The organism is Cohnella soli, assembly GCF_042655525.1.
Lineage (GTDB): Bacteria > Bacillota > Bacilli > Paenibacillales > Paenibacillaceae > Cohnella > Cohnella soli.
Genome location: NZ_JBHSMI010000052.1, coordinates 435,553 through 449,171, shown reverse-complemented (window position 1 = coordinate 449,171; position 13,619 = coordinate 435,553). Strand labels below are relative to the sequence as shown.

At 50.1% G+C, this 13,619-nt stretch carries 10 protein-coding genes; 2 read left to right on the top strand and 8 right to left on the bottom strand.

What is annotated here, in order from left to right:
• Window positions 1–66: 66 nt before the first annotated feature.
• Genes ACFPOF_RS26015 through ACFPOF_RS25985 form a run of 7 tightly spaced genes read right to left on the bottom strand, consistent with a single transcriptional unit; the run spans window position 67 to window position 10,806 of the window.
• Window positions 67–1,263, bottom strand: coding sequence for a hypothetical protein (locus ACFPOF_RS26015; RefSeq protein WP_378138195.1), 1,197 nt, complete (start codon window positions 1,261–1,263; stop codon window positions 67–69).
• Window positions 1,264–1,290: 27 nt separating this feature from the next.
• Window positions 1,291–1,995, bottom strand: coding sequence for a PIG-L deacetylase family protein (locus tag ACFPOF_RS26010; protein ID WP_378138193.1), 705 nt, complete (start codon window positions 1,993–1,995; stop codon window positions 1,291–1,293).
• Window positions 1,995–2,906 carry a DMT family transporter gene (locus ACFPOF_RS26005; RefSeq protein ID WP_378138191.1) on the bottom strand — a complete coding sequence of 304 codons (912 nt, stop codon included), beginning with the start codon at window positions 2,904–2,906 and terminating at the stop codon, window positions 1,995–1,997. The genes ACFPOF_RS26010 and ACFPOF_RS26005 overlap by 1 nt, the downstream gene beginning before the upstream one ends.
• Before the next feature lie 11 nt (window positions 2,907–2,917).
• Window positions 2,918–6,094, bottom strand: a complete 3,177-nt coding sequence (locus ACFPOF_RS26000; protein WP_378138189.1) for a family 78 glycoside hydrolase catalytic domain — start codon at window positions 6,092–6,094, stop codon at window positions 2,918–2,920.
• 6 nt (window positions 6,095–6,100) lie between these two features.
• Entirely contained in the window at window positions 6,101–8,905 is a 2,805-nt protein-coding gene (locus tag ACFPOF_RS25995) for a glycosyl hydrolase (RefSeq protein ID WP_378138187.1), read from the bottom strand.
• 33 nt (window positions 8,906–8,938) lie between these two features.
• Complete coding sequence (locus ACFPOF_RS25990; RefSeq protein ID WP_378138185.1) at window positions 8,939–10,090, bottom strand: trans-sulfuration enzyme family protein; 1,152 nt, start codon at window positions 10,088–10,090, stop codon at window positions 8,939–8,941.
• Window positions 10,087–10,806, bottom strand: a complete 720-nt coding sequence (locus ACFPOF_RS25985) for a FadR/GntR family transcriptional regulator (RefSeq protein WP_378138183.1) — start codon at window positions 10,804–10,806, stop codon at window positions 10,087–10,089. The genes ACFPOF_RS25990 and ACFPOF_RS25985 overlap by 4 nt, the downstream gene beginning before the upstream one ends.
• A gap of 157 nt (window positions 10,807–10,963) precedes the next feature.
• Here ACFPOF_RS25985 and ACFPOF_RS25980 point away from each other — a divergent pair, with 157 nt between their 5' ends.
• Entirely contained in the window at window positions 10,964–11,479 is a 516-nt protein-coding gene (locus tag ACFPOF_RS25980) for a hypothetical protein (protein WP_378138181.1), read from the top strand.
• Between the two features lie 61 nt (window positions 11,480–11,540).
• On the top strand, window positions 11,541–12,344 hold the full coding sequence (locus ACFPOF_RS25975; RefSeq protein ID WP_378138179.1) for a hypothetical protein: 804 nt from the start codon (window positions 11,541–11,543) through the stop codon (window positions 12,342–12,344).
• Between the two features lie 52 nt (window positions 12,345–12,396).
• Here ACFPOF_RS25975 and ACFPOF_RS25970 read toward each other — a convergent pair whose 3' ends face one another.
• Window positions 12,397–13,599 (bottom strand): hypothetical protein, encoded by a 1,203-nt coding sequence (locus ACFPOF_RS25970; RefSeq protein WP_378138177.1) that lies wholly within the window; start codon window positions 13,597–13,599, stop codon window positions 12,397–12,399.
• Window positions 13,600–13,619 lie beyond the last annotated feature (20 nt).

Sequence of the window (13,619 nt, the reverse complement as noted above, 5' to 3'; positions counted from 1 at the left end):
GGATATAGAAAGAGCCTATTCGCATAAAGAATCGGCTCTTTCCTTATACATATTTGATTTTTCCCCTTACATCAGCTTAACTTTCAACAGACGTTCACCGTGCGCGTACCAGCCTCGAGCCTCGCCGATTTTCGTGCCGCTAACTTGTCGAATGGCCCGGCCTGATGCATCAAGCTCGACCGGCTCATTCTCGTTCAGTTCAACATCCGGACGAGCGGTTATGAACACGATTCCTCGATCCTGCACGATTCCATAGTCGCCGGGCGGAATCGCGTCCATTGCCGTCCCGTACAACGAGTCGCCTGATACCCATCTCTTTACACCTTCCCCATCCTGCGACACCAGGCTTCCTTTGTCAATAGTCATCGCTCCGGTATTCCGAACGAACCGATGAATCGAAGGATCGCTGATCGACCACTTTCCTTCGCAAAGCTCATCGAACGCGGTAGGAACCGTCGTATAGCCCAAGTCCAGCGTCGTGACGGCTTCGACGTAGTCGATCGAATTACCCCGAAGCTCAAAGGAAAAGCTGGGTTGGACATACGAACGCAGTTGCTTAACGGCAACTCCTTTGATATAGAGATAGCGGAGGAATTCCGCTCGGCAGCCCTCGATGATCACGGTCTCGTTACCGTAGGTGATCAGTTCGCCAATAACGATGAACGGACTGATACAGTTGTAAAGCTCGAACCGGCAGCCTTCACCATTATAAGCCTCGAAGCCATTATGCATCCATAGCATTCCGTTGGAATGGACGCCCCTGGCGACGATCCGTTGGTGTTGCCGGAGTCCGCAAGCGAGGCCATTCCGATAGTTGCCCATGTCCGGCGTGTTTTCGTTGATCAGGGTGCAGTCGACGAGTTCGATCGTCCCGTGAAGGTACTCGTCGTCGATATGCACAGGTGCCTTCAAATTATAACTGACGATGGTCAAGTTCCGAAGCGCAGCATATTCGATCCGTTGACCGTAACAGGCCGAATCGAATACGTTCTTCGCATCGCTGTAATCATCGTCCCGTTTCAGGATCCGCACGCCGCCTCGGGATTGTCCGACGAGCTCCACGTAATTTTTCAAGCCCAAAAACAGGTTGCCGTCGTTCGAGACATCGTAGGTGCCGTTCAGTATCCGCAGTACGTACCGTTTCTGTGCGGAGTTGTCCGTTATGTCGTCGAGCGCAGCCTTTAAATCCGTATAGTCGCAGTCCTCGCCGGCGGTTCCGCCAACTTTCACGACTTTCTCCACGAGTGTGTAAGCCTCACTCATCTGCTCATCCCCTTCACCCGAAGCAGCCTAAGGAAGCAGCTTGAAGTTCGGCATGTAGCCGTGAAGTCTGAATGCCCGGAAAGCTTCGGCATACTCGCACCCGGCTTGCAGACCTCTGAACTTGTCCGTAATGTCCAAAATGTTAAGCAGGTTGTGTGTCTGGTACACGTCCATCCAGTTGAACTGGCTCGTATGCATGGCCAGCGCTTCCTTCTTCAGTTCGTACACATCCGTGATGTCAACGTACACTTCCGGCAGGAACCCGATTCCCACTGGAGTCCCGTAATAGAAGAGAGAAGGGTTCTTGTCGATCGGCGGCTCGTCTGCCGGAATCAGCTTGCCTGGAATCGACAGCATGACCTGGCTGACGACCTTCCCTGTAATCGCATGGTCCGTGCTCGGATCCTCGGGGTAATTAACCAGAATGACGTCCGGATTCGCCCAACGAATCGCGTTAATGATGGCCCTCCGCAGTTCGGGCGTGTCTTGCAGCCCTTGATCGTCGAAGCGTAGGAAGCGGACTTCCGCCCCCATAAGCTTCGCCGCATCCAACTGCTCCTGCTCCCTCTGCGCGGCGATAGCCTCTCTGCTCTCGTACTCGTTAGAACCGATATTTCCGCTGGTCGTAAGCGCGATAAAGATGTTGTGGCCCTGTTGTTTGTACTTGAGCAAAGTTCCCGCGCAAAATACTTCAATGTCATCCGGATGTGCACCAATAGCCAATACGTTCATTAAGATCCGCTCGCTTTCGAATAGAAATTAAATTTTGTCGATCTTTTCTTCAAGTTCGATACCATCACGCCTGCGACAATCAGTGCCCCGCCCGCGAGCTGCGCAAGCCGGATCGGATCGCCGAGAACGATATACGCGACCACAATCGCGACGAAAGGCGGAATGTTCATATACATCGCGCTCGTCGAAGCGCCGACCTTGGAAATACCGTGGTTCCACCAAAGGCCTGCCATTCCCTGAGCGAACAAAGCCATGACGATCAGAAGCACCCACGGATAAGAATGATCGCTGTAATGCAGGTGGCTTTGCAGCTGTTCGGCTCCAACCGCAGGAATCATTAGCAGCACCCCGATAATCGTGGCATAAAGCGTGACGTCCCGGGAGTTCATCGTCATCGTGGCTTTGCGGATAAATAGCACGCTTGACGCCAGCATCAACATGGCCAGTAGGATGAAAAAGTCCCCGGTCGACATGCCCGTAACTTTGCCGCCGTTCAAGACAATGATCGCGACGCCGGTTAGCGCGACCAGCGCGCCGATCAGCTTAAAGCCGGTCATTCTTTCCTTAAGGAACGCTCGCGCCAGGAATGACGTGGCTACGGGAGACAGCGCGATAATTAACGCCGCGTTGCCCGCGCTCGTATGCTCGAGGCCGACGAAATAGAAAATCTGGTACAGCAGCGAGCTCGTAACGCCGATCAGGACAAGCAGCACCCATTCCTGCCGATTCGGCTTGGCAATCCCTCCGCCCCAGAGGCTTACGCCGATCAGCAGCAGTAACGTGACCGTTAAGCGCAAGAACGCGAGCAGGATGGGCGAGAACTCCGTCAGCAGATAGGCGCTGGCAACGTAATTGCCGCCCCATAGCAAGGTGACGCCCAATAGTTGGAAAACGACCGCTCTATCCGACATGCCGCCCTCCGCTAGACCGACAACTCGAATCGATACGTTCCCGAGCCCGCTTCGATTATCCAATAGTCGGGTACATCCAAGACCGAGAATATGCCTTCCGCCAGCTCAACCGGCTGTTCGCTCTCCCTTAACGATCCGCTGCCAACCTTAGGAACGTAGATCATAGCGGTCGTGTTCGCCGGAATGGAGACCGTGTGAGTAAATCCATCTTCCGTCTTCTCCCAAGCCGAGCCGATTCGGCCCCGGACGGTATCGATCGTGCCGCTGACGCGGGTTAGGTCGCCCAGAATATACGGCTTGATGACGCTCGTTCGATATCCGTTCGTGCCTGTCTTGATTCCCGCTAGATGCTTATAGAACCAATCGTCGATCGTGCCTAGAAAATAGTGGGCATAGGATCGAGTTTCAGCTTCCCACGCTTCCCAGAATGACGTTCCGCCGACAGCCAAGCAATAGCCCCAGCTCGGGTACGTCGTCTGGTTCGCGATGCAGTAGGCGAGCTCGCCTTGCCCGTGTTCGGTCAGCACCGGCGCCAGGAACTTCGTGCCGAAGCAACCGGTATCCAGATGCCCGTTCGTCCGAGTCCGAATGTCCTGCGCCAAATTCTCTATGACACGGGGGATGTTGGCTTCGGGCACAGCGCCGAATGCGACCGGGAGCACATTGGACGTCTGGCGGTACCCGGCTTCTATTGGCGTGTGGTAGACAGCATTGTCCGCATCGTAAAACTTCTCGTTTAACGCCGCCTTCAGCCGCTCTTCCGCGATCAAGAACGCTTCGCGATCCGCCCCCTCACCCAGCACTTCGGCGATTCTCGCCATCAAGCTGAACGAATGGAGTACGTATGCCGTGGCCAGCAAATCCCCGCCCTCCGGACCGATAAATGGCCCCGGCACCGCCCAGTCCGCATAACTTTCGTCCGTGCTCGTGCCGTCGACCAGCCGATCCCATTCATATTGCAAATACCGCTTCATGCCTACGTAATGCTTGCGCATTGTCTCCCGATCTCCGTAGTACTCGTATAACGTCCACGGGATGATGACGAACGCCGACATCCACGCAGGCGTGGGTGTCATGTAAAGGAACGGACCCGGCGCCGTATGGCAGACCGCCCCGTGCTCATCTTGCGAATCCGCGATATCCTGCAGCCATTTGCTGAAAAATGCCGTCATATCGAAATTCATCGACGCACACTCGGCAATCGCTTGCGCATCGCCCAACCAGCCACGCTTTTCGTGGAAAGGCGTATCCGTCGGAATGCTGTGAAAGTTATTCAGCATCGTATCCACCATTGCCCGATGAATCCGGTCGAACAACGTGTTCGAGCTTGCGAAGCTGCCAATTGCCCCTACGTCATTGTGGAATACCTTTGCTTCCAGCCGAACAGCGCTTATGTCGCACGTGCTCTCGATCTGGATATAACGAAAGCCTTTATAGCTGAATTTCGGTTCCCAGCTTTCCTCGCCGCCGCCCTTGCAGACGTAAACATCCTCTTGCGCGTTCTCCCAGAATTGATGGTCGTAGCCCGCCTTCCAGATGTCCAGCCGGCCATCCGCACGCGGCATCTCTCCGTAAATCAGCTTCACGCTGACTCCCGGCTGAGAAGTAAGCGACAATCTCGCCCAACCCGTCGTCACCTTGCCGCAATCGAACACGTAAACATTCGGCTTCGGATTCCCGATGAGGGCGAACGGCACGGTCTCGACAACGCGAATCGGCGGGACGAATGCCGCTTCAATCGCGCCTTCTGCCGGCGTCATGACGTTCACGGGAACCCAGCTCTCGCTTCGAAATCCTGCCTTGTTCCAACCATTCTGCTCATATCGAGCATCATACTTATCGCCATACCAGATGTTATCGTCCCGGGTTGGACCGTCCGCCGTTAACCACGAGCGATCGCTAACGACCTTACAACTCGTTCCATCCGAATAATCCATCTGCAATTGCAGCATAAACTTCGGTTCGATTGTACCCGTACTCGGCTCGGGCTTGCTAAGGTTGTCGCCGATCCAATCTTTCCCGTATGCATAATGCCCGCGACCCAATTCAACGCCGATGCAATTGTTGCCGATGGCCAAGAGCTGCTCGCCTTCGAACGTCAAGTAATATACGCGTTTAGGAAACTGCGTATAATCCGGCTGCAGCAGCCCGTCGCCAAGACGCTCTCCGTTTAAGGTCAGTTCGAAATAACCGAGGCAACACATATACAGCCTGGCTCGTTTAACCGTCTTCTCGACCGCGAACTCCTTGCGGATCAACGGAGCCGGACCTCTGCGTTTGATCCGTCCCCACGGCTGATCGCCGAACTCCGCGATCACCTTCGCCTGCTGCCAACCGCTCTCCACATCATCGGCAAGCTTCCAGCCATCGTCAGCCGCGATCGAGGTAACCCATGTGGAATCGGTCGAGATCATTTCGATGGAGCCATCTTCATAATGAAACTCGAAGCTGGCTATAAAGCCTGCATGGACCGAATCCGTGTTCACGACCTCGCACGCTAGACAGTTATCCCCTTCGGTCAGCTTGGCAGTGAAATCGATATAGTAGAAAGGCGAAGACCAGTCCTGCTTCCATCGCTTATTCTGCTTGGCGATCGTGCTTCCATTGACGAACAAAGTGAACAGACTCCCGCAAGTACCATGGAAGATCGCTTGCCGTATCGCTTTATGCGACGGCAAACGAATGATTTTGCGGTAAGCGATTTTAACATCCGCTTCGGGCTCTGCTTGAGATGGCAACGTATGCCAGATCCATCGGCAACCAGCTAACGGATTATAGCTCGAATTGCCGCCGATCCACTCGCTCCGCCAATCCCCGGTATGCAACAAGCCCGTTTCGAACCAGGCAGGGGCGCTCCATTCCGAAGCCGCGTCATCTCCATCCCACACCATTACTTTCCAATAGTAACGTTGACCGGATAACAGCTGACTTCCCGCATATCGAATTTGCAGCGTTTCATCCGATGCCACTTTACCGCTATCCCAGGCTCCCCCGACCGAAAGATTCACTTGCGTCTCGTCCGTATCGACGATTATGCGGTAGCTCGTTTGACTTTGCGCTCGCTTGGAAGCTTCTAGCTTCCAACTGAACAAAGGCAGCATCGTGCTGATCCCGAGCGGATTGACGGTATTCTCCGTTTTCAAATCAACAGCAGTTACAGCGGCATGATTACTTCTAGTTATGCTCATCGTTGCTTAAGCCCCCCCGTGCCGAATCGTCAACGTCGCTTGCCCCGCAAGTCCGGATGGCTGCAGCGATTGAACGCGTTCCCTTTCGTTATGAGCGTAAAGTCGCTTGTCGCGAATTTGTTTGATTTTCTCCGTAAAATACGGCCAATTGTTCGTTACGGGACTTTCCGGTTTCGGTTCGTGCAAATCCGGAGAAATCATATGATTAATCCACAGGTTCACGACTTTAATGGACAGCTCGTTCTCTCCTTCGTGCAACCAATTCGTTACATCGAGACATCTTGGCGCTTTCCAGAGCACGCCTGCGCTGCTGCCGTTCACGAACACTTCGGCCACTTCGCGAACGTCTTCCAGTTCCAACCAAATGCTCTCTCCTGGCCGGATTGCAGGAACCGTCACTTTCTTGTCGTAGAACGCGCTGCCGCAGTAATATTTCACCTCGGTGAACTGCTCCCATGTTTGCAGTTTCTCCAGTTGTCGCTCGAAGTTCGCTTCAGGAATCCGAAGAGTCCAGCTATTCGTAATGTCGATATGACGGTCAACCTGCGGCACTGTCGGCAGTGTCCCGTCTTCCCTCTCATTCCCCGCTCCAAAGAGCTCGTCACCGAAGACCACAATGAAAGACTGGAACGGCTCGAATGCAATTTCAATTACTGTTTCGTGGCTCTCCGACGGGAATTCAACATATCGCACGGTCTCGCGCGTCATTGGATCAAGCACGGCCGCTGTCCGGCTGCCGTATTTAAACCGTATACGCGCTTTCCGTTCTTCGCCGCACACGTTCGATACGAAGTAGATATGACCACCCTCATGGACGCGATGCACATAACCAACGGTTTGCGCTGCCACGTCCGGGCTGCCCTCCTCCCCTAACGATTCAATCGTCACATCGGGAGCCTCCGACTCTTTTAACCGATCAATCAACTGATCTTCATTTTCGACAAGGATCGTTTTGCCTTTTCCGACTTGTTTCCAAATCCCGGTTTCGACTTCGAACATGTTTTCCATCAATTTATCGAGGAGCTGATTGTTTGCCTCTCTGTCAATAAATCCGGGGACGGTTCGCGGACGATCCGATACGGCAATGAGGATGCCTCCTCCAAGCACATATTCAAGCAATTTGTGAGCCGTATCCAGCGGCAGTCGAGTCACCTTTGGCAAAATGATCGTTTTGTATAAGTTAACACCGATTGCCAGCCCAGCGTCAGTCATGTGAGACAGATCGGTTATGGCTTCATCATTCAGGAAATCGAAATAATAACACGATTTGTTCACGCGATTGATCAAGCTCTTGCCCATATGCTCCTCGAGCTTCATCCCTAGATGCAGTTCGGCCATCGGCATCGAGGACCAAATATCGGACTGTGGCAAATAGATCGCCACTTCCGAGTAGCTGTCCCCCGTCTGCAGGAAGGCGGAAACCGTATGAATATAGGAAGAGAGGATCGGGTAGTACTCCCACCATGTATTGTTATGAGAAATGAAGGATGAAGCATAGAATGCCCAGCCCGGTTTACCTGCAGATTCCGGCGAGTAGGAATAGCCGTGATTGACGATTTGATTGATGCCATCGAGGAAAACCGCATCAACCGCCGCTTTCATCATTTCCAGAGTTTCCATGAAACGCGGCACACGCAGCCAGGTGAACGTCTCGTTCGATATGACCTTGCGACCGTAGACGTGACCGGCAGAGGTAGCCAATCTGCGATGAACCGTGTTCACTTCGTACTTGTCGTTCGGGCCGAACGTTTCGCCCTCCGGAAAATCGGCAGCCGCATAAGCTTGAAGAATATCGCCCCAAGTTCCATGCGCCTGAATTCTCGTTTTGATCCCTTTGGAGTTACTCCATGCGGTGAAGTTGCGGAAGAAGTTCTCGATCGTTAACTCCGAAAATGTTTTGTAGAAGTCATAACGGATATCCGCCGTAATATCGCCGATGTCCCCCCACAAAGCCGGCATAAAAGGTGTCAGCTCATAGCCTCTGCGAGCAAGAAATTGCTCCGGCATAATCTGCGTCCAGTTGTTGCCGCCAAGCTCGATCGAGTCGCAGAAGAACGCGCGGATACGCCCTGCTCCCAGCTTCTCGACCAACGGTTCGCCGAATTGCGCGAAGTAAAAGTCGGACACGTCCTTGCGGCAATGGTCGATCGCATACCCTTCCATCCCCGGCGCAGGTATACCCACCGTCTGCTTATACAGGCTTGTAATGAAGATGTAAATTTTCCAATGGCCTTCCGGGATGCTGATCTTGTTCAGACAATGTCCCCATTCCCATCCGTGCAGCCAAGTGACGTCCAAATGATCGGTGATATCCACTAACGTATCTGCAACGATGACGCCGTTCTCGAATTTACCCATTACAGCTCTTAAAGGCGTTCCGGGCAGCATCGTCGTAAAATCCCGCTCAAATTCAGTAGGACCAATAAGATCGATTTGGTAAGGAATCAAGATTTCCGGTGCCATGTCGAACGGAACGAACGGGCCGCCGAAAGGCCAGCCGGAGCCGAGCGTCAAATCCACGAACAGTCCCAGTTCCTCGGCAGTCGTTAACGTATAATCCATAATCTCGATAAATTCCGGCGAGTGATACATGCGATTTTTAATGCCTTGCTCCTCGGAATCCTCCGAAAGAGGGTAAGTCACTTGAATTTCGACCCCAGCCAAGCCTGCTTCTTTGATAAAAGTAAGCTCTCGGCGAACCTCCTCTTTCGTAACAGCCGCGCCGTACCACCACCAACGCGTAAAACTTCTCGCTCCCTCCTGCGGATTTTGCAATATTATCTCGTAAGTATTCATTGGAGTTCTGCTCATCTCGATACCTTCCCTTATCTAGTTTTATGAGAATTAAGCGCTTTCCAAAGCCGATCGTAAATCCTCCATGAGATCAGCCGGATCTTCAAGCCCCACGGATATCCGGATCAGATGTTCCATCCGAGGCTCGTACGGAGTCCCTGTAAACTGTTCGTTCTCCCCATGCATGCCCGGAGAATAAACCAAGCTCTCGAAGCCTCCCCAGCTCACGCCGATCTTGAAATACTTCAATCGGTTGATCACCCGTGCTGCGGAAGCCTTCCCGCCATGAAGCTCGAAACTGATTAAACCCGAAGGGGCATCGAATTGCTTCTTGGCTAATTCATGCTGCTCGTGGCTAGGCAAGAAAGGAAAATTCACTCTTGCTACATTGCTGTTCTCCTCCAACATCTTGGCGATCTGCAATGCCGAGTCTGCATGCTGCTTCATCCTTAATCCGAACGTTCTTATGCCGCGTGTAACAAGCCAAGCCTCGAAGGGACCAAGCGCGCCGCCGAATATCCCATACTCGATCTGTTCGATGCTCTCCATGATCTCTTTGGACGAGATCACGACTCCGGCAATGACATCGCTGTGTCCGCCCAAATATTTGGACGCAGAATGGATGACGATATCGAATCCCCACTCGATCGGGCGAAAATTCGCAGGAGAAGCGCAAGTATTATCGACAATGGTAAGCAAACCATGTTCCTTTGCAATGCCTATGATGGCAGCAACATCAAAAACTTCCATAAAAAAAGTCGAGTACGACTCGCAAGCGATTAATTTGGTATTCGGTTTGATCGCCGCGCGTACGCGTTCCGTGTCCCGAAAATCGATGAAGTCAACCGATATTCCGAACTTTTTCATATAGGGTCCTAGAATCCCGTAGGTTCCGCCATAGGTAGGCGTACTGCAAATCACATGATCTCCTTGACGTAAGAAGTGAAACAAAACTGCAGATATCGCGGCCATTCCGGAAGCGAATACTTTTGCGGCTTCTCCGCATTCCATCGCGGCCAACTTCTTCTCCAACACTTCCAATGTCGGATTGCTATGCCTTGAGTAGTAATAACCCTGCCCCGCTTGGAAATCTTCGAAAGAATCATGGGCAAATGTAGAGTTTAGAAAAATAGGGGGAACAACCGCACCATGGATATTCTCTTCGCCATAGTGGGTCAGCATCGTCTGAAAACCTGCCTTCATGTATGGAACAACCTTTCGTCTATGGTGTAGATATCGTTTTTAAGGATTTCGAAATGTTTGCGCATAATGCGTTTTGCTGTTTTCACATCCGCCGCTTTCATCGCGTCCAGAATTTGCCGATGAAGCGGTTCCGTCTCTCTGCCGAATACGGGGAAATTAGCGGAATCGATCACTCGGTCCGCCCACAAACTTTCCAAATCCTCAATCGACTGAAATAAATTGAGCAGCAATTGATTGTTAGCGCCTTCATACAACGTTTTGTGGAACAAAAAATCTTCCTCTCGAGGAATTTCTCCAATGCTTCGCTTCCGCTCATATTCCTCGATAATTTTCTCCAGTTGAGTCAGACAAGCGCTTTGGCCCTGATTGACAATCTGCTCAATCGCGTACTGCTCCATCATTTCCCGAAGATCCAACATTTCCAGCAGCGACTTTTTCTCCAGTGAAATGCGCAGCTGCAAATCCGTAACTTCCCCAAGAATGGTTTTCTCGGCCTTAAGATACATGCCGCTTCCCGGCCTAATTTCAATCATGCCGTAGCCTTCGAGTTTCTTCATCGCTTCCCGGAAAGAGGCTCTGCTGATTTGAAAGTGTTCGCAGAAAAATCGTTCGGGAGGCAGGCGGTCCCCCTGGCTGAGGCCCTTATCAACGATATATTTAAGCACTTCCTCGGAGATCGACTCATGAAGCTTTTGCCTTTTTAACGACTTGAGCATTTAAATGATCACAACCTTTTAACAATGGTAAGTTGTCTGACCAATTTAACTATATGTGATTTCTCATGTGCCGTCAATTACAATGCAAAGGATAAAAATCATTCTCGGTCACATACTACAAGGCGTGCAAAAATCGACTTAGGAGGAATTCAACAAAATGACTTCCAAAAAAGATGAAGTATTGAAATCCGCAACACAATCGGGAATGGCGGCAAATATCGCGGAAACAGTAAAAATGGAAGTGGCAAATGAACTTTCTCCTTTAGAGAATCCGCTTAAACAAATGCAACAAATCTTGTCTCAAGCTCAACAATCGTCTAATCAAAGTTCCAGCTCGGCTTCGTCTGGATCGACAGGCCAAAATCAACAACAGATCAATCAACTGATTAGTCAAATGAACCAATTTAGCACTGAAATTCAAAATCAACAGAAACAATCCATCAAGCAGCTCCAACAGGCTATCCAACAAGCGAACCAAACCTTAAATCAAGCCAATCAAACCGTTCAATCTTTCCAAATGTTAAGCCAAATGCAACAGCTCATTCAGCAATCCCAACAACAAGCGAATCAAATGACACAACAAAGCTCCGGATTCCAAAATATGAACCAAAGCAATATGAACAGCATGATGAATCAGAACAATCAAAGCATGAACCAGCCAACGATTCAATAAAAACGGACAAGCGGGGTTACGTATGATTACGTAGCCCCCTTGTTAAGAAGGGGGCATGGAAGTGATCTTTTCTATCCTGATCGTGATCTTAGTGATGTTAGTTGTTGGAGTCGTTTTCCAGAGAGCCTTCTTCAATAATAAAATTGTGGGCGCCCCCAAACAAGCTTCTCTACCGTTAAAAAAAATGCAAGCAAAAACGGATGTCGAGGTTGCTCTCGAATATGAAGCATACAAACAGAAAAAGGAAACCTCCGTCAGCCTACTTCAACGCGAATTGAAGGATGACCAAAGAAGATCCACGGTACAAATCCATAATGATCTGGAAAACATCAGAAACGAAATCCAATCGAAATTGACTCATTTTCAAAATGAAAATCAAATGCACACTAAAAAAGCGAATGAAAAAATGCACGATTGGATTAAAGATTTATTGCAGGCGCAACGAAAAGAACTTCATGATTTTTTCCAAAAAACGAATAATAACATCAAGCTGGAAATAAAAAGTGAAATCCAAAGCTCGGAGCAACAGATTCAACGCGAAATACGGATTGTCAAACAATTCGTTAAAGAAGAAATTCAAAAAGCAATTTTAAAAACAACATCATTGGCAGCACCAAAACCAGAATCAAAGGCTACAGTTGCCGGAATGCCTGAAGAGTCTTTAATAGGAAACCTCACCAAACATTTAAACATAGTCGAATTGACAGAAAATCAACTTCAAACGAATGTTTTTAAAGAACTCAATCATCAATTGGTCGACGCACAAAATACAATGAAACAAATACAGGACCATCTGGAAACATTGAATTTGCTCCATGCATTAGAATGCGAAATTAATCAACAAGCTCTATCCATGTCCGAATAGAGCATTGGCCGCCGAGACGTTCTCGGCGGCCAATTTCATTTTAGCACTCCTTCTATTGGTTCGCTTCATTCAAGGCGCTTAGCGAGTCCTCCAACGCGCTTTGACATTTGTCTGCGTTCGGTTGTTTCGCGCGATTCGCAGCCAATACATCGTCGATCGTGCCGTCGATCTTCGTCCATGTTTTGCGATCGATTTTCCTTAGCTTAGCTTGCGCCTCGTCCCAATCATGCTCCAAGGTGTCCGCATATGATTTCGCAGTAGCGAAATCCTTTGATTTAACGGCATTAAGCATTTCGTTCTCGGTCGTAATAAAATCCGTTAATTGTCCGGATAACGTCGTTTGTGCGGCATCTATTTCCGGTATGATGTTTTGATTGCACCATACATATCCGCCAATACCGACGGCTAAGAAAATGATAATAACAACTACGGTTTGCACTAGAACTTTTCTAGGAGTTTGTGTGATTTGAGTCGACGTATCTGCTTCGCTTTTTTTGATGATATCCACTTTCGATACAGCCAGGAATAGAATAATCGCTAATATCGCGATTAAGAAAATAACGCTGGTTACCGTTGCGCCGAGTGCAAGGCCGCCATTGACTTTGGATTGCGACAAGTAATCGCCTAAAGATGCACCGAGCGGGCGGGTGAGAATATAGGCGATCCAGAATGCCAGAATTTCGTTGAGTTTGAATCTCCAAGCGACAAGAATGATTGCGATAACGATAACGACAGTGAGACCGGTCTTCAGATATCCGAGCCCGAGTTGCTCGGAAAACAAATCGCCGACCGCAGTGCCGAGCGCGAACGTGAAAAGAATGGTCAGCCAATAGAAAGCTTCTCTTCTAAAGGTGAATATCGAATGGATGGAGAGCGTTTTTTCGCTCAAATACCACATTAGAAAAGTCAGAGCAAGCAATCCGCTGAAAACGATTGTGCTTGTCTCTAGCGGCACGCCCATTGCATCCGTCAAATTATCGGTAACTAACGTTCCGAATACGCTGATCAGCACGACAGTTAGCCAGTAAAGTACGGGCACATACTTCCTCGCCTTGAATTGAAGAAACAAAACGACGACGAACGCGACCCCCATGATAATCGTCGTTTGAGTTAAGCCCATTCCTAAATTCACATTCAAAAAATCCGAAAAGGTCTCCCCCACTGTCGTACATAATACTTTGATGATCCAGAAAAAAATCGTAACTTCCGGTACTTTGCTAAACCAGCCTTTAACTGCATTTCCGTTAGCCGTCATGTGAATTCCCCTTTCCTATT

Bases quoted from the DNA above. Each gene is read 5' to 3' on its own strand.
- ACFPOF_RS26000 (WP_378138189.1), bottom strand. From the start codon at position 6,094: ATGAGCATAACTAGAAGTAATCATGCCGCTGTAACTGCTGTTGATTTG.
- ACFPOF_RS25990 (WP_378138185.1), bottom strand. From the start codon at position 10,090: ATGAAGGCAGGTTTTCAGACGATGCTGACCCACTATGGCGAAGAGAAT.
- ACFPOF_RS25970 (WP_378138177.1), bottom strand. From the start codon at position 13,599: ATGACGGCTAACGGAAATGCAGTTAAAGGCTGGTTTAGCAAAGTACCG.
- ACFPOF_RS25980 (WP_378138181.1), top strand. From the start codon at position 10,964: ATGACTTCCAAAAAAGATGAAGTATTGAAATCCGCAACACAATCGGGA.
- ACFPOF_RS26010 (WP_378138193.1), bottom strand. From the start codon at position 1,995: ATGAACGTATTGGCTATTGGTGCACATCCGGATGACATTGAAGTATTT.
- ACFPOF_RS25985 (WP_378138183.1), bottom strand. From the start codon at position 10,806: ATGCTCAAGTCGTTAAAAAGGCAAAAGCTTCATGAGTCGATCTCCGAG.
- ACFPOF_RS26015 (WP_378138195.1), bottom strand. From the start codon at position 1,263: ATGAGTGAGGCTTACACACTCGTGGAGAAAGTCGTGAAAGTTGGCGGA.
- ACFPOF_RS26005 (WP_378138191.1), bottom strand. From the start codon at position 2,906: ATGTCGGATAGAGCGGTCGTTTTCCAACTATTGGGCGTCACCTTGCTA.
- ACFPOF_RS25995 (WP_378138187.1), bottom strand. From the start codon at position 8,905: ATGAGCAGAACTCCAATGAATACTTACGAGATAATATTGCAAAATCCG.